Origin of the sequence: Candidatus Chlorohelix sp., from assembly GCF_037138995.1 — a bacterium.
Taxonomy (GTDB): Bacteria; Chloroflexota; Chloroflexia; order Chloroheliales; family Chloroheliaceae; genus Chlorohelix.
Genome location: NZ_JBAXHI010000007.1, coordinates 17519 through 33579 on the forward strand (window position 1 = coordinate 17519; position 16061 = coordinate 33579).

Sequence of the window (16061 nt, forward strand, 5' to 3'; positions counted from 1 at the left end):
AGAGGCTTAAGCTTCTTTGGCGGCACCCGCGAAACCGAAAACGGCACTTTCTAACTGCGTTCACTCAGGACAATACGCACCCCCAATAAAATAAACACGCTTCCGGTAAACCAGCGTTGCGCTCTGGTGAAGCCGGGACGCGAGTTCAGGAAAGAGCTTGCCCCGGCTGCTATCCACGCGACCCCACAGTATAAAATCGTGCTGCTGGTATTGAACAGCATACCAAGAAATAGAATCTGCCAGAAGGCGCTACCCTTGCTTGGGTCGGTAAATTGAGGCAGGAACGCTAGAAAGAATAAAGCCACTTTTGGGTTCAATACGTTAGTAACCACGCCCTGACGAAAAATTCGGCTCAATTTTTCTTGTGGTAGCGCTTTGTTTAGGGAAAGGTTCTCTTTGGTTATGAGCGTTTTTATTCCGAGATAAAGCAGATAAGCCGCCCCGGAATATTTGACCACTTCAAACGCTACCGGAACCGAGATTAACAAGGCGGATAGACCACAAGCTAATAGTAAGGTATGTACTACTATGCCACCGCCGATGCCTAACGCTGAAACCAAGCCCGCCCTCCGGCTTTGCCCAACGCTACGTGCAATCACATAGAGCATATCCGGTCCCGGTACTAGGTTTAGAGTGAGTGAGGCTGCCATAAAAACGAAAATAGTTGATAACTCTGGCATTAATCACCACCGTTTGTTTCTATATTTGATAGGATGCGAAGAATATAACAAATTGTGGGATGTTGGTCTAGCTTTTTTCTGGAAATCACTAATTCAATTGCTGAATCATACTGATTTGCACTAACCTGTAAGCATAATTAATCATTACAAAAAAGAATGAGAGAGAATTATTAGCAAAATACGATGGGGTATATTGAGCGCGAATAATTGCTAAAAGCTAAACCTTAAAATGTTATTAGAGAAATGTGATGTATGTTATACTTTTTGTAATAATCTTTTGCTATGATTGAGCTATTGTTAGAATGGTCTAACAAAACTTTTCTCGCGTACTCTTCGCTAAGCAGTTACCGTTTTCCCATTGTTTTATTTTACGTTATGTACCCCGTAATGTGCGGGAGGACAAAAGTTAGGTATCTTTTGAAAGGAGCCTTTAATGTTTAAGAAACTTGGCTTGATGATTATTGTTGTACTCATGATGACCATTGCATTGGTAGCTTGCGGTGATGAGGCTGCGGTAGTTCCTACTTATAGTGGCGCAAGCACCGTAACGTTGCCTGATTCGCTCAAAACCCAAATGGAAACCAGTATGGGCGCAAACGTTAAGAATGCCAAGATTGAAGCTTTCAAAACCAGTGATGATGCCGCGAAGGTTAAAACTTCGTTAGCAGACGGTTTCAAGAAGAATGGTTGGGATGACAAGAGCAAAGATTTAGGCGATACCACTACTCAGATGGACAGTATCGGCGCATTTGCAATGCTGTACCAAAAAGGCACCAGCGCAGCGGGCGTGATTGGCTTCCCCGGCGCTATCGCAGGTGCGATGGGCTTTGCCGGCGCAACTGATAAGGACACCGTGTATATTATTGCCAGCGGTACTAGCAAGTAGGCTTTTTCCACTGCTTCTCTAATAAATTAGCCCTCTCTTTGGGAGGGCTTTTTATTTTGATTTGCTCTAACGCATTTCTAACTGTATGCTTATGTTGCTCTAACACTTTATAATGTAAAAAGGTTCTTAGAATTATCTATCCAAAACAATTTCTATAAGGAGGCTAGTTGCAACATATGAGCGTGGAAACGCAGAAAGAAACCTTAGGCTTTCAAGCCGAAGTAAAACAACTTCTCGATTTAATGATTCATTCGCTTTATAGCAATAAAGAAATCTTCCTGCGCGAGCTTATTTCCAATGCTTCAGATGCGGTGGATAAACTGCGCTTTGAGGCATTATCCGATAGCGCCCTTTATGAAGCAGACTCTGATTTAAAAATACGAATCAGCTATGATAAAGAGGCACGCACCATAACTATATCTGATAATGGTATCGGGATGTCGCGTCAGGAAGTAATTGATAATATCGGCACAATTGCTAAATCCGGCACTCGCGAATTTTTTCAAGCGCTGACCGGAGACCAACGCAAAGATGCTAACCTAATCGGGCAATTTGGGGTGGGCTTCTATTCCTCCTTCATTGTGGCGGAAAAGGTATCGGTTATAACTCGGCGTGCCGGATTGGGCGCAGAACATGGGGTGCAGTGGGAGTCGGACGGCAACGGCGAATACACCATTGAGAATACTAATCGCGAACTGCGCGGCACGGATGTAGTGTTGCACCTACGCGCCGAAGAAGATGAATTGCTGGACGGTTACGGGCTGCGCCAGATTATTCGCAAATATTCCGACCATATCAACCTGCCGATTATCATGAAACGCGAGAGTACCGAAGAAGGTGAGCCGGAAGATGAGACGGTAAACAAGGCTTCCGCATTATGGGCGCGTTCTCGCAACGAAATTACGGATGAGGAATATAACGAGTTTTACAAACACGTAGCGCATGATTTTACCGACCCATTAGGGCGTATCCACAGCCGCATGGAAGGCAAGTACGAATATACCTTGCTGCTGTATATTCCTTCCCGCGCCCCCTTTGATTTGTACAACCGTGATAGCCGACACGGGGTTAAGCTGTATGTACGGCGCGTTTTCATAATGGATGATGCCGAACAGTTAATGCCTTCCTATCTGCGTTTCGTGCGTGGTGTAGTTGACTCAAGTGATTTGCCGCTCAACGTTTCTCGCGAGATTTTACAGCATAACCGGGTTATAGAAACTATCAAAGCTGGTGCGGTAAAGAAGGTGCTGGGTTTCCTTGAGGATTTATCCAACAATGACAAGGAAAAGTACGCCACCTTCTGGCAGGAATTTGGCTCGGCGTTGAAAGAGGGCGTAGGCGAAGATTCTGGTAATAAAGAGAATATTGCCCGTTTGCTGCGCTTCTCTACCACCCTGAACGATAGCGAGAAGCAGGAATCTTCGCTGGATGATTATATCAGCCGGATGAAAGAGGGACAGGAAGATATTTATTACATCACCGCCGAGACCTTTGCGGCTGCAAAAAACAGCCCGTTGCTAGAAATCTTCCGCAAGAAGGGTGTAGAAGTGCTGTTGCTCGCCGATATGGTTGACAATTACATGGTTTCGCATATGTTCGAATATAAGGGCAAGTCGCTGCAATCTGTTTCAAAGGGCGTGGCAGACCTTGCCGGGATGTCGGACGAGCAGGAAAAGCAAGAACTCCAAAAATCTGCGGATGAGTTCAAAGAATTAACCGAGCGCATCAAGCATACTTTACAGGATAAGGTTAAGGAAGTGCGGGTTTCTAACCGCTTGACCAGTTCACCCTCTTGTATTGTGGCGGACGATAACGATATTGACCCTAGCTTGCGCCGCTTGTTAAAAGCTGCGGGAAAAGATTTGCCTGGCGGTAAACCTGTATTCGAGATTAACCCCAACCATCTAATCCTGCAAAAGCTTAAAACTGAGGGTGACGATGCACGTTTTGCTAACTGGACTCACGTATTGTTTGATCAGGCGCTATTGGCTGAAGGCGAACAATTAGAAGACCCGGTTAGTTTCGTTAATCGCTTGAATGAATTGCTGGTAGCTTTATCGGCGTAAGGATTCGGGTTAGAGCTAATAAGGGCGCGGCGTAAAAACCGCGCTTTTTTAGTTTCAACTGCTAACGGGTAGAATAACCTGCATTTTTGAGCTTGGTTTTGAAGGTTTTTAAGGGGTCGCTGCGTGAATAGCTTTCAAGGGGCGGAATATTCAAGATAGCAGCGGTTGGCGAAAGTCGCTTTGTGATAAACCCTGCAAATTGTTTGCTGGCAAGCAATTCATCCAGCACTTCTGCATTCCCGGCTTCAAGCAATACAGCACGTTGTACCTCCACCGATTTGAAGCCTTTGCACCAATCTTGAATCGAAATCAGAATATTTTGAGCTGGCGGTTGTGCGCTCTTGTCTATTAACCACTCTTGGATTGCTTCCGCGCTTTTCCCGCATTCAACCGCTTTGAGAATTGAAGCGCGGGTCATGCTGTACAGGCTGACGCTATCGAGCTTTTTTCGTTCGGTAAACTGCATCAAGTCCCAAAGAGTTTGGCTGTGGGGTACAAAGAGCATAATTTCAAAGTTAGCCAACGCTAGTAACGGGTTGGGAGTATCGGGGAAAGCTTGCTTTATTGCTTGCGGGTGTCCGATAATTTCAGCCCCAAAATCGGTTAAGCTGAAAGCAACGGGATTACCTTGAGCATCGTGCGAGATTCGCACCAGCCCCAACCACTCGAAGAGCAAGCCAATAGAGCTGCGGATTAGTTCCCCCTCAAGTTTTTGCCATTGGTGGGACATTAGTTGCAAACGCTGCGCCCCGAATATATTCAGCAAATCGCGGCGGGAGCGGATAAAAAAGGGCTGCTCTTTCTCTACTTTCAGCAGCAACGAATTTAGCGAATACCAAACGCCCGGTTGGCAATTTCGTAGCCATGAGAACATTGCGTTTATAGCGGTTACTTTATTTTCCTGACTGTTGTAAGGGTAGGAGAAAAATACCGGTTCTGAAAAATAATTATGTTCTAACCAGAATTTAAATATGTGACGAGTTTGCTCGTATAAGTCCAGTTTAAGCCATTCATTCAGCTCAGGCGCTAACCGCAGAGCTTTCTCATCTTCTTCCCGGTCAAGTAAATCGAGAGAATTACACAGGTTTATCAATAGGGCAGTGCGATTAAGCGCGTCAGGGTTTTCAGGATGCCACAAAAGCTCTCCTAACTTTTTCAAATGGCGTTTTGGTATCCGTCCTTCATTGGTAACTTCTACCTCATTCAGTCGAATATAATTAAGAAAAGTTAGAATATCCCAAGCGAAAGCGTAAGGAGGGTACTTGGTCATTTCGGTTGGTTCGGTGACAGTCTGAAGTTCAATTGTACTGCTTTGTTCGATTGAAACACGCGGTTGGGCAATTTCGTTAGGAACCCATACCACACTTTTCCCATCCTCAAAGGCTTCCCAAACCATCCGATATTCCAGCAAAGGCTGGATGGTACGGCTTAACCGCTTTATGCTGACATACTTTTTCAGCAATTTATCTATAGTTGTGCGATTTTGCTTGAGATTGGCAAACAACTCGCGAGTATCCTTATCCATGTCTTCTAGAATCTGTTTCTGAGTAGCTTCTTCGCTCATCAAGCGGCTAAGCTCCTCATAGAACTGCTGGTTTTTAGCCTCGCCCTGCATGCTGTATGCGCCCCACATTGCTGCCAGAATATCCAGTCCTTCCACTTCGCTTTTCTTTAGCAAGCTGATAAGCGGTAGATGTGAGTATTTAATCTGATTGCTGGAAGCCGAGAACTCACCTACTTCCAACTTTTCAGATAACAGCCTTTTGAGAGAGTGAGTCAGTTCTCGCGGTACGGTCACTACAATTTTGGTTTGAAAAAGCTCTGCTTGGTTACGGCGGTTATAATCACCCCAACTATTCTTGCGCTTAGGTATAGACGGTTTAATACTTTCCAACTCGGCGACAGGAATCCTGATGGTATCTGGGTATATCAAGCCGTTATTGCGTAATTCATTTACCAGCTTTTCGGCAACTGTCGGGGGAATTTGAAGCATAGCAGCCAGTTCAAAAACCTGCAAAACTGCTTCTTGCTGTGAAACCAGCGTCAGTAGCAATCTTTGCTGCTCCACCCCTAGTTTTTCCAGAACACGGCGCTGCATAAACTCGCTAATCATTTGCTTTGCCAGTTCAAAGGTATTACCTGAGAAAAGCTTGGTGCTTAGGGTAACTTCCCAGAAATCTACTATCTCTCTGAGTTCAATTGGCGCACGTTCGTTTAAGTAGGCAACCAGCGTTTTCAAGCTCTTAATCCTTTAATTATATTAAATATAACCTGAAGGGCGCCCAGACGGGTAGCAGCCGATTCCGGCTTTTATCTCGCTAAGCTCATAAATGCCGCCGCTTTGTTTCCAACCTCCCTCGAAAGGGTCTTCTGCCAGCAGCATCGGGGTATCCAAATCTATATAATCGAATCCGCCCAACCCGGCGGCAAAATGCGCCGAACAGCACATCGCCAGTTTCGATTCAATCATGCCACCAATCATCAATTGAATATTTCCGGCGCGACATACGGCGGCAATATCTAATGCTTCTACCAACCCGGATTTCATGAGCTTGATATTCACCACCGTAGCTGCGCCTGTTTCTATAACCCGGATGGCATCATAGGCATTGAATATTGTCTCGTCTGCTGCAACTGGTACGCTGCTATGTTGGGTCACATATTTCATGCCGTTCCAGTCGTGCTTGGGGACGGGCTGTTCAAAAAGGCGCACCGGAATATTGAGTCGCGCAAGTTCATTCAGCAGTTGCACCGCGCCGGGGGCGTTATAGCCTTGATTTGCATCTAGTTGGATGCCTAACTTAGATCCGCCTTCCACCACGCCCAATACCCGCGCTACATCTGCTGCTATATCGCCCCCGACCTTGATTTTGATGAAATGCACTCCTCTTGCCTGAATTTCGGCGGCAAGTTCACGGGCGCGTTCAGGGGTCACAATCGGAATACTGATGTCGGTTTCCACCCGACTACTTGCTCCGCCTAGAAACTTGTAAAGTGGTACACGCATACTTTTGGTGGCGGCATCCAGCAACGCCATCTCGATACCAGCACGAGCAGCGTTTTGCATAGAGAAAACTTTATGAATCTCGGCGGAAATTGTACGCCATTCTAGCGCATCACGTCCAACCAATAGCGGTGTATATGTTTTCAGAGTTGCCAGTATCGTGGCTTGGTTTTCGCCATTGATAGGCTCTAAAGCGGCGGCTTCACCGTAGCCGATTGCGCCGTTTTCCAGTTCTATTGTAATTAGCACATTGCGTACATGTTCAAGCCGCCCAATCGCAATGGTGAATGGTTCTAGCAAGGGAATATCCAGCGGTTCGTAGGTTATTTTGACGATTTTAGTTGACATAATGTTATTTTACCTTGAGTTTCCATTTTATCAGGTTATCTATTATTCCGGTTCTTACCAAACCGACTTTTTCCAACACCCCAATAGAGGCGAGGTTGTCGTTTTCGCATTCGGCAACAACTTGCCGTACTTTAGGTTGTGCGGTTGCCCATTCTAGCAGCGCTTTGACCGCTTCGAGCGCGTAGCCCTGGCGACGGTATTGTGGCAAAATGCTATAGCCTATTTCGACAGTGCCTTTGAAATCGGATGAGCCTTTGAAACCAGCATCTCCTATAATAATCGACTCGGTGCGGTGGCGCAAAAAGCGCAATCCCCATTCCGCATGCTCTGAGTGATTGGTAAGTTGCTGTTGGAGAAATGGCAAAAATTCGGCGACCTCTGGAGAGGGATAATCTATTGGTAGCCTTGCCAAAACTAGCCGTTCAAATTCGTTTCGTTTGTGCAACAAAGCCTGCACCATTACGGCAGAACAGGCAACCAATGATAGGCGCGAGGTTTCAAGAACGGGCAAAATAGCAACCTTTTACTCAAAAACACGAATTGTAATACACTAAATGGATAGTATATGCTATAGCACAGATAGTCGCAATAAAATTAAAACAGAAAAATTCGCTTAGGAGGCGCAAAATGGAAGAATCGAAACTCGTTGTTATTCGCTGGAATAGCCTCACAATACCTGATGAGCAAATGCTTCGAGAGCTTATGGAGCAGGAAGGTTTACAACCGTATAGATGGTGGAATTATCCCGGCGACATCTATTTACCTCACACCCACCCTTATTTTAAGGCTCTATACGTGGTGAATGGTTCGATTACATTTGAACTGGCGAGTGGAGAGTTGCTGGAATTAACTGCAGGTGACCGTTTGGATTTGCCTGCTGGGATAGTGCATGCGGCAAAGGCTGGAGTAAATGGGGTAATTTGCTTGGAAGCGACACGCTAAAATAAAAGGGATGAGTCAGTTACCTTACTCATCCCTTCCCAATTACACCGTCAAACTGAGTTTGCGCTTATTCTTTGCTACGGGTATATATTTCCTGTACTACAAAGCCTGCTACCAGCGCTATAAGCCCTCCGGTAATTTGCAAGCCCCACAGCTCGTTTTTCAGCTTAGAATAGTTAAAAAGGTAGGGGGCAGACATCACCCATATACCGATAAAAACCATTACAGCGCCACCGTAAAAGCGGAGGGTTTTAAGCCCCTCGTTTTTTTCGGTCACAACCAGCAGCAATGAAACTACAATGGCTATTGCTCCGCAAATAATAGACAATAGTTGAGCATTGCTACCGGGCGTTTTGTCATCGCTATAGCCTAGTAAAAAAGGCATAATAATAAGCCATATTCCACCCACTGCGCCCAACATCCCGATTATCGTCAGATTTAGAGTGGATAAAGGTCTATTCTTCATACGAAATTGACTCCTTTCGAGCTTGTTTCTCACTCACTTGGCTGCGGTAACCGGTGGCAAACTGCTGCCGGGTGTTTTGGAAGAACGGCGGAATAAGAAACCGGGTTCCCACGGAGTGCCTAGTGCGGGCAACACGTAGCGATCTAGTCCCCACCATCCGGCGGTTCGCCATGCCAGAATAACAAACACGGCAGTACCGAAAAGAACCGGGTTTGTCGAGGTAGAACCAGCCAATTCAAAACTAAAGTTTAATATAGTTCCAAAGAAGGCAGCTACTGCGGTCAGGCAGCCAAAGATTAAGCCTAAACCTACCGCCATTTCCCCAAAAGCAACAAACCAAGAGAACCATTCGTAATGACCGCCATTTAACATACCTTTGATAAATTCGTAGTACCAATCGTAGGTGATAACTGCACCTTGCGCGCCGGGCGGGACGGCAACTATTCTTTCCCAGAATGATTTTAGCCCTTTACCGCCATTGGCAATGTATTGGCTATTGCTAATATCCCAGAACATAGCTTTGCCCCAACCTGAGGAAAACCATTGCAAGCCTAACCATACGCGCACAACCAACCATATTGGCGCTGAACTGGTATTGGCAAACAACCATTTAGCTACAGGTGGTTCATTTACCATTGCGCCGAATTTCCCTGTTTTGTGTGGCGCTTCCATACTCATAAAGAAACCTCCTTTAATGATACTGCTACGAGTGGATGTGCAGCACATTTGTACTTTTTACTACTAACGAGAAACGAATAGATATAAAATAGAAAATTTTAGTCGGGAACTGGAACAATATTATACTGAGTAATTTGTATAACTTTGGAGTTTAGATAAACATAATTAAGAGCGAATTAACCTGTTGCAAAGGGATAAAGCTAGTTATGGGTATCCCTTTGCAAAGCTATAAAAGCGCTGCTAGATTAGCGTTTATCCAAACATCAAATAACTAGGAAGGACGAGCGTAAAATTTTCTCTCTCATGATTTATGGGAGAATCCTAACACAATGGTTAGATTTTTGCAAGGGGTTTGAACTCACAACGCCCGCAGTTTTTCCAATTATTAGAATTTAATTAATCTATTACAGCGCAGCCATGTGATAGCCATAACCCCGCGTGGTGAATATATAGCGAGGTTTTGAGGGGTCTGGTTCTATTTTTTGGCGCAATTGATTGATAAATACATGCAGGTATTGCGTTTCCTGTTCGTATTCAGGACCCCAGACACTCAGCAAGATACTTCTATGAGAAAGAATTCGCCCAGCGTTTTCTGCCAAGAGCTTCAATAATTCAAATTGTCGTGGACTTAGCTTAAATGCTTTTCCTTCAACAGTTACTATATGTTGCTGTGTATCAATTGAAAGTCCATTGCATTTTATAATCAAATTCGGTTGAGCGGGATTTTTCTCTACATTTGAAATTTCAGCGGAAGCTTCAGCGTTGTCTGTCAAATTATTTTGCTCAGCCTGAAACTGCTCGTATTTATCAATATCAATATCAATGCTATTCAGCATTTGCTTGATTGTATTGGAGGCAAGTTGAAGTTCATCAGATACCGGTTGTAGAATTGCAGATTTTACTTTGGCTTGCTTTTCAAGGCGCGTTTTGACTGCCTGTAGCAATTCTTTTTGCGTAAAAGGCTTCGTCAGGTAATCGTCCGCGCCTAACTCCATGCCATAGCGTAAATCACCTTTTGCTGCTTTAGCCGTTAGAAAGATGAAAGGAATAGTGAGGGTGGAAGGGTCATTACGTAAAACCTCCAGCACCTCATACCCGCTCATTTCAGGCATAATAATATCGGAAATAATCAGGTCAGGCTTTTGTTGTTGGGCAATTTGTATGCCAGCCGTGCCATCTGCTGCGCTTACTATCTGGAAACCTTCAACTTCGAGAAAGTATTCCAAGTTAAGACGAATGGTAGCTTCATCTTCGATTATTAGTATCTTTTTTTGCGTTTTTCCCATTTTGTTATCAACGAATATAATTATGCTATAGTGACTAATGCTTCGACTTATAAATAGCTACATTTAGCCTATCCAATACGTTTTGAGGAATCAGCTTAGAGAAATCTACTTCTATTTTACTACTTTGACGGGTTTATATCCAGATTAATTCACTTGGATTTGTATTATGAAATCAAATTGTAATATTGTGTATCTATTCTAAAATATAGGTAACATTTAGATATAGCGAATATCGTCTTTATGAAGGGTTTAGATAATAGCTTTATAATTATTATTAAATCATTTATGTAATTTGTGGGTACTTCGGCGCATTGTATCTGCAAGCATTTGCGTTTTTTGTTACCGCTAGGATGTATTAAAAGGAATCTATTACCCTTTATTTGAGAGGTGGGAATAATTACTATGTTAGCTCCAATCACAAAAACAATTCTGGTTGTTGAAAGTGCAAAACTAGAAGGACAAAAACTTTCCACCTTTCTCGATACAATCGGTCTTGACACTATTTTGACCGAAGAGGTGTATGGAATTCTGTTAACTAAAGGGAAAATTGCCAAACGAGAGCTACACTACATCTTGCTTTCTAAACTTAACGATACAGCACAACCCCTTTCGATAGATATTAATCAGAAGCTTAGCCAGAATTCGGTTAGATTTCTAACTTCTCAAGACCACGTAGGCGCACCGGATGATGGGAATATTTTGGTAGCAGTTATGGATAATGCCTCTGAACTCGTGGCAACTGTAAAACGTTATCAAATTAATATAAAAAATCAAGCTGAATTCGAATATAATTCTAATACAGCGGTTTCAACTAACCAAAAGTTACCGCCCAGCTATCCTAAAAAACTGAGTTTTTTGGAAAAAGTCGAATTGGTAGTGAAAAATAGTCCACCTAGTTCGGTAGAACATAGGTTGTTTCAAGGAGAGTGTGTTTCTCGCTTAGAAATAAGGTGGCGGATAAAGTCCCTTTGGGGAGAATATGATGCCAGCCTATACGAGCCGTCTGGTCTTATTGCTGTTTGGTTGGAAAATAAGTTGGCAGAAATTGAAAATAAATGATAATCTAGATTTTTAATAGCTCCGAAATATAGAGTTGTAGTAACGATATGGATAATAAAATATGACAGTTGGTATATCCTTCTCAGATTCCCATACACTAATGTCGGCATTGTTTAACAGCAGCCCTAGCTCAATGATTTTAATTGGCGAGAACTTTCAGATTATCGCCATAAATAAGCAAGCTAAAGAAGAATCAGCCGCATTTTTAGGGTGCGAAATCAGAGTAGGGGAATATATATTACCACTGGTAGAAGTATTTAGAATCTCAAATTTCGAGAGGCATTTTAAAGAAGCTCTGACCGGAAAACTTATAACAATTGAGCAATATTACAACAATCTAAATGGTCAGGAAAAGTGGCTTGAGTATAGCTATATTCCGGTGCATGAAAATACAGATAAACCTTCGATAGTTTGCCTTTCCATCCAAAATATAACATCCCACAAGAAAACTGAAGATTTATTTAACAGCAATGTTACGGTAAATCAGACTATACAGGAATGTATCCCTGATATGATTTTTCAGATAAAACGGGATGGGACTTTCCTGAACTTCAAAGCGGGAGACCAAAGCAATTTACTTCTTGAACCCAATTATTTTATCGGAAGAAATGCTAAGGATGTGCTTCCGCCGGAAATTGCAAACCGTACCATAGAATATCTAGAAAAAACCTTTGAAACTGGCAAATTGCAGATTTTTGAATATGAGCTTGTGCTAGAAGGTACTACCAGTTTTTTTGAAGCTCGGATAGTAGTTAGTAGCAGAAATGAGGCACTCATTATTGCGCGGGATATTACCGAGCGCAAACAGGTAGAAAAGGCTCTTAGGCGTTATAGGCTTCTCTCCGAAAATACCCTTGATATTATTCTGTTTATTAAGCCAGATGGCACAATTCTGGAGGCTAATAGGGCGGCGGCGCAGGCGTACGGCTATAGTATTGAAGAGCTACAAGCCCTCAATATTCGCGACTTGCGTGCGTCTGAGATACTTACCCAAGTAACTGTTCAGATGCAACGCGCCGGTACCGAAGGTATTTTATTTGAAACAAACCATCGTCGCAAAGATGGAAACATTTTCCCGGTAGAAGTAAGCTCTCATGGTATTGACCTAGATAATGAGCGCGTTTTATTAAGCGTTATTCGCGATATTTCTGAACGCAAACAGTCAGAGTATGCCGTTAAGGAGAGCGAAGCTAGTTATCGGGAACTTGCCGATAGTATTACAGATGTTTTTTATGCCTTCGACTCCGATTTAAGGTTTACCTATTGGAACAAAGCTATGGCTTTGATAACCGGAATCTCTGCCGACACAGCTTTAGGTAAGAAATATTTTGATATCTTTCCGGATGAACCGCTTAGAAGAAAATCCTTCGAGTTTTTCTGTGAGACGCTAAAAACTCAACATGCCACTTCTTTCCAAAACCAATACAACAATAAAATATACGAGTATAGCGTATATCCTACAAAAAGCGGCATAGCAGTATTTAGCCGTGATATTACCGAAAATTATACTATTAACGAGGTGCTTCGGGAAAAGGAAGAACTCTACCGTAGTGTTATTAGCGCAATGTCAGAGGGAGTTGTTATACAGGGGAAAGATGGAGCTATGATAGCTTCAAACAAAAGTGCTGAAAAATTTCTGCCCCTTTCCAAAAATACATTGGAGAGACGCACCGCAAACGACACGATTTTGCATGCCATACATGAAGATGGCTCTCCTTTCCCCAAAGAAACACACCCTGCAATGGTCACTTTAAGAACTGGTGAGAAGTGTTCGGGTGTAATTATGGGCTTACAAATGGCGGATACTTCGGTTAGCTGGATCTCAATAAATACCAACCCTCTCTTCCACTCCGATGGTGTTACCATACGTGGCGTAGTATCTTCGTTTACTGATATTACTCAGCAAAGGCAGATGGAGGAATCTTTACGGCGCAGCGAAGAACTGTACCGAACATTAGTATATAGCCTACCCGGCACTTCGGTGGTGCTTTTCGACCATGAACTACGTATCCTAGTAGCCAGCGGTGATAATGTGCCGGGTCGCAGTTTTACCGGCGATACAGTGGAAGGAAAAACGCTCTACGAAGTTGTATCAAATACGGGAGTCGCCAGAATTGAGCCTTACTACAAAGCGGCTTTGTCGGGGATTGAACTGACAGAAGAATACAAATTTCGGGATAAAACATTCCTATTACGCTCTACTCCGGTTAGAAATGCCCAAAATGAAATATTTGCCGGAATGCTGCTTGTATTTGATGTAACCGCTCTGAAAAAAGCTGAACAAGCTCAGCATGAGAGTGAAGACAGATTCCGCTCGGTTATAAATAATGTCACGGAAGTAATTTTCCAAACCGATGCAGCAGGGCTATGGACATTCCTGAACCCCGCTTGGCACGAAATAACCGATTTTACGCTTGAAGAAAGTATTGGGCAAAACTTCCTCGATTACGTTCATCCAGATGACCGAGAACGAAATACGGCTCTATTTATCCCATTAATAGAACGAAAGAAAGAGTATTGCAGACATCAGGTGCGTTATCTGACCAAATCAGGCGGCTTCCGCTGGATTGAGGTTTATGCGCGTCTGACCTTGGATGATGAAAATACTATTGTCGGTACTTCCGGCACGCTCCGGGATATTACAGAACAGCGCTTAGCAGAAGAAGCCCTGCAATATCGCCTAGAGTTTGAACAAATATTAGCGTCTATTTCTACCAGCTTTATAAATCTGGGAATTGGAGAAATAGAAGAAGAAATGCATAATGCGCTTGTTGCGGCAAGTCATTTCGCGGGGGCTGACCGAAGTTATATTTGCATTTTCTCTGAAGATGGCAAGCAGGTAATCCAAACGTATGAATGGTGCGCTCTCGGCATTCAACCTACCCCAGAAACACATAAAATTCAGCCTATTACTGCTTTTCCGTGGCTAATGTCTCGTATTAAGCGATTAGAAAGCCTGAATTTAGGTAGTCTTGTGCAACTGCCGGAAAATGCTAAAGCTGAAAAGGCACTATTGGAAAGTTTGTCAATAAAATCCACTTTAATTGTTCCGATTGCCTATCAGTTAAAACCGATCGGATTTTTGGGTTTTGATAACATTTTAGTGGCAAAGAGTCGAAGTGATAATGATATACGTCTCCTGAAAATGATAAGTGAGATTTTTGCCAATGCTATCAAGCGGAAATCCTATGAAAGCCAGATTGTAGAACAGCGTGATTTTGCTCAATTGGTGATGAATACAATGGGGCAAGGTTTAACAGTTTCTTCCGATAATGATCGTTTTGACTTTGTAAATCCTGCCTATGCTAGTATGCTTGGTTATTCGCCGGATGAGTTAATAGGTAAGAGACCTTCAGATTTGACCGATTCCGCTGACCGACCTAAGTTAAAAGATGCCTTTAATCACAGGCGTTTTGGTGAAATCAGCACCTACGAGAATCGCCTTATCTGCAAAGATGGCTCTATCCGCTATGTTACTATTACCAGTGTTCCGGTTATGAAAGAGGGGCAGTTAAAAAATATTATCGCGGTAATCACCGACCTTACCGAACGCAAAAAAGCAGAGGAAGCCTTGCGTGAAAGCGAGCAAAGGCTGCGGACGGTGGTTTCCAATGTGCCTCTTATTCTATTTGCTATGGATACTAACGGTATAATTACTTTAGCAGATGGACGCGGCTTCAAAGACTTAGGGATTGAACCCAATATAATTGTTGGCAATTCTATTAAGAATAGTCACCCATCTACTGCTGAAGATATTCGGAAGGCGTTGGATGGGCAGTTTGTTAATACTACACTCGAACTGGGTAAAGGAATCTTCGAGTTTTGGTATATACCAATCAAAGACCAATACAACCGGGTTTCAAGCATTATCGGCGTTGCTTTGAATATTACCGAAAGAATACGTGCCGAGCAAGAACTAGTTATTGCCCTCGAAAAAGAAAAAGAATTGAATAACCTCAAATCTAGTTTCGTTTCGATGGCATCTCATGAGTTTCGTACTCCTTTAACCACTATACTTTCTTCCTCAGAGTTACTTGAAAATTATGGTCATAGATTGACTAAAGAGCGAAATCAAGAGCTATACCAACGCATTAATCACGCCGTCAAAAACATGACACAGCTTATTGATGAAGTATTGCTGATTAACCGCGCCGAAGCCGGAAAATTGGATTTTAACCCTGATTGGTTTGACATGTCCGTTTTCAGCGCAACGGTAATCGAAGAGATTCAGCTGGGACTCGGCATTCATCATCGCTTTGATTTAAATATTTCAGCCGCCCCTCAATTGATAAAGGCAGATGAAAAACTATTGCGGCAGGTGGTTTCCAATTTGGTCACCAACGCGATTAAGTATTCAAAGAGCGGTAGTATAGTTTATATCGAACTGGTATATAAAAGTGACAAAGTGATTTTTACAGTTAGAGATGAAGGCATCGGTATCCCCCCGGAAGGGTTAAAACACCTTTATGAGGTGTTCTACCGCGCCCCCAACGTTGGCAGTATTCAGGGGACGGGATTAGGGTTGGCTATTGTTAAACGCTGCCTAGATTTACATAACGGTACTATTGATATAATGAGTGAACAAGGTAAAAGCACTACTTGTATCGCGACAATTCCGCTATCATCAGAAAAGGCGATTAAGTAAC

At 43.2% G+C, this 16061-nt stretch carries 12 protein-coding genes; 5 read left to right on the top strand and 7 right to left on the bottom strand.

Going from position 1 to position 16061, the window contains the following annotated elements; genetic code table 11:
- Nucleotides 1-50: 50 nt before the first annotated feature.
- On the bottom strand, nt 51-680 hold the full coding sequence (locus WCK19_RS05060; RefSeq protein ID WP_342396279.1) for a LysE family translocator: 630 nt from the start codon (nt 678-680) through the stop codon (nt 51-53).
- 433 nt (nt 681-1113) lie between these two features.
- On the opposite strand from WCK19_RS05060, the gene WCK19_RS05065 reads away from it, so the two are divergent.
- Together WCK19_RS05065 and htpG are read left to right on the top strand one after the other, a co-directional pair.
- Nucleotides 1114-1566, top strand: coding sequence for a hypothetical protein (locus tag WCK19_RS05065; protein WP_342396280.1), 453 nt, complete (start codon nt 1114-1116; stop codon nt 1564-1566).
- A 176-nt stretch (nt 1567-1742) separates the two neighbouring features.
- Nucleotides 1743-3632: a molecular chaperone HtpG gene (htpG, locus tag WCK19_RS05070; protein WP_342396281.1), complete on the top strand. Its 1890-nt coding sequence runs from the start codon at nt 1743-1745 to the stop codon at nt 3630-3632.
- A 61-nt stretch (nt 3633-3693) separates the two neighbouring features.
- On the opposite strand, the gene WCK19_RS05075 is transcribed toward htpG, so the two are convergent.
- From WCK19_RS05075 to WCK19_RS05085, 3 genes are read right to left on the bottom strand one after another with little or no spacing between them, the layout of a single operon-like run.
- Complete coding sequence (locus tag WCK19_RS05075) at nt 3694-5871, bottom strand: helicase-associated domain-containing protein (protein WP_342396282.1); 2178 nt, start codon at nt 5869-5871, stop codon at nt 3694-3696.
- A 21-nt stretch (nt 5872-5892) separates the two neighbouring features.
- Nucleotides 5893-6984 carry a dipeptide epimerase gene (locus WCK19_RS05080; protein WP_342396283.1) on the bottom strand — a complete coding sequence of 364 codons (1092 nt, stop codon included), beginning with the start codon at nt 6982-6984 and terminating at the stop codon, nt 5893-5895.
- A gap of 4 nt (nt 6985-6988) precedes the next feature.
- A complete protein-coding gene (locus WCK19_RS05085; RefSeq protein ID WP_342396284.1) occupies nt 6989-7495 on the bottom strand; it encodes a GNAT family protein in 507 nt (168 codons plus the stop codon).
- A 116-nt stretch (nt 7496-7611) separates the two neighbouring features.
- Here WCK19_RS05085 and WCK19_RS05090 point away from each other — a divergent pair, with 116 nt between their 5' ends.
- On the top strand, nt 7612-7926 hold the full coding sequence (locus tag WCK19_RS05090) for an AraC family ligand binding domain-containing protein (protein ID WP_342396285.1): 315 nt from the start codon (nt 7612-7614) through the stop codon (nt 7924-7926).
- 67 nt (nt 7927-7993) lie between these two features.
- Here WCK19_RS05090 and WCK19_RS05095 read toward each other — a convergent pair whose 3' ends face one another.
- The 3 genes from WCK19_RS05095 to WCK19_RS05105 all read right to left on the bottom strand — a co-directional run bounded on the left by WCK19_RS05095 (nt 7994) and on the right by WCK19_RS05105 (nt 10356).
- Nucleotides 7994-8392: a hypothetical protein gene (locus WCK19_RS05095; protein ID WP_342396286.1), complete on the bottom strand. Its 399-nt coding sequence runs from the start codon at nt 8390-8392 to the stop codon at nt 7994-7996.
- A 33-nt stretch (nt 8393-8425) separates the two neighbouring features.
- Nucleotides 8426-9070 (bottom strand): hypothetical protein, encoded by a 645-nt coding sequence (locus WCK19_RS05100; RefSeq protein ID WP_342396287.1) that lies wholly within the window; start codon nt 9068-9070, stop codon nt 8426-8428.
- 404 nt (nt 9071-9474) lie between these two features.
- Entirely contained in the window at nt 9475-10356 is an 882-nt protein-coding gene (locus tag WCK19_RS05105; protein ID WP_342396288.1) for a response regulator transcription factor, read from the bottom strand.
- Between the two features lie 402 nt (nt 10357-10758).
- On the opposite strand from WCK19_RS05105, the gene WCK19_RS05110 reads away from it, so the two are divergent.
- Both WCK19_RS05110 and WCK19_RS05115 read left to right on the top strand, forming a co-directional pair.
- On the top strand, nt 10759-11415 hold the full coding sequence (locus tag WCK19_RS05110) for a hypothetical protein (RefSeq protein ID WP_342396289.1): 657 nt from the start codon (nt 10759-10761) through the stop codon (nt 11413-11415).
- Between the two features lie 100 nt (nt 11416-11515).
- Complete coding sequence (locus WCK19_RS05115) at nt 11516-16060, top strand: PAS domain S-box protein (protein WP_342396370.1); 4545 nt, start codon at nt 11516-11518, stop codon at nt 16058-16060.
- The last annotated feature ends 1 nt before the right edge of the window (nt 16061 follow it).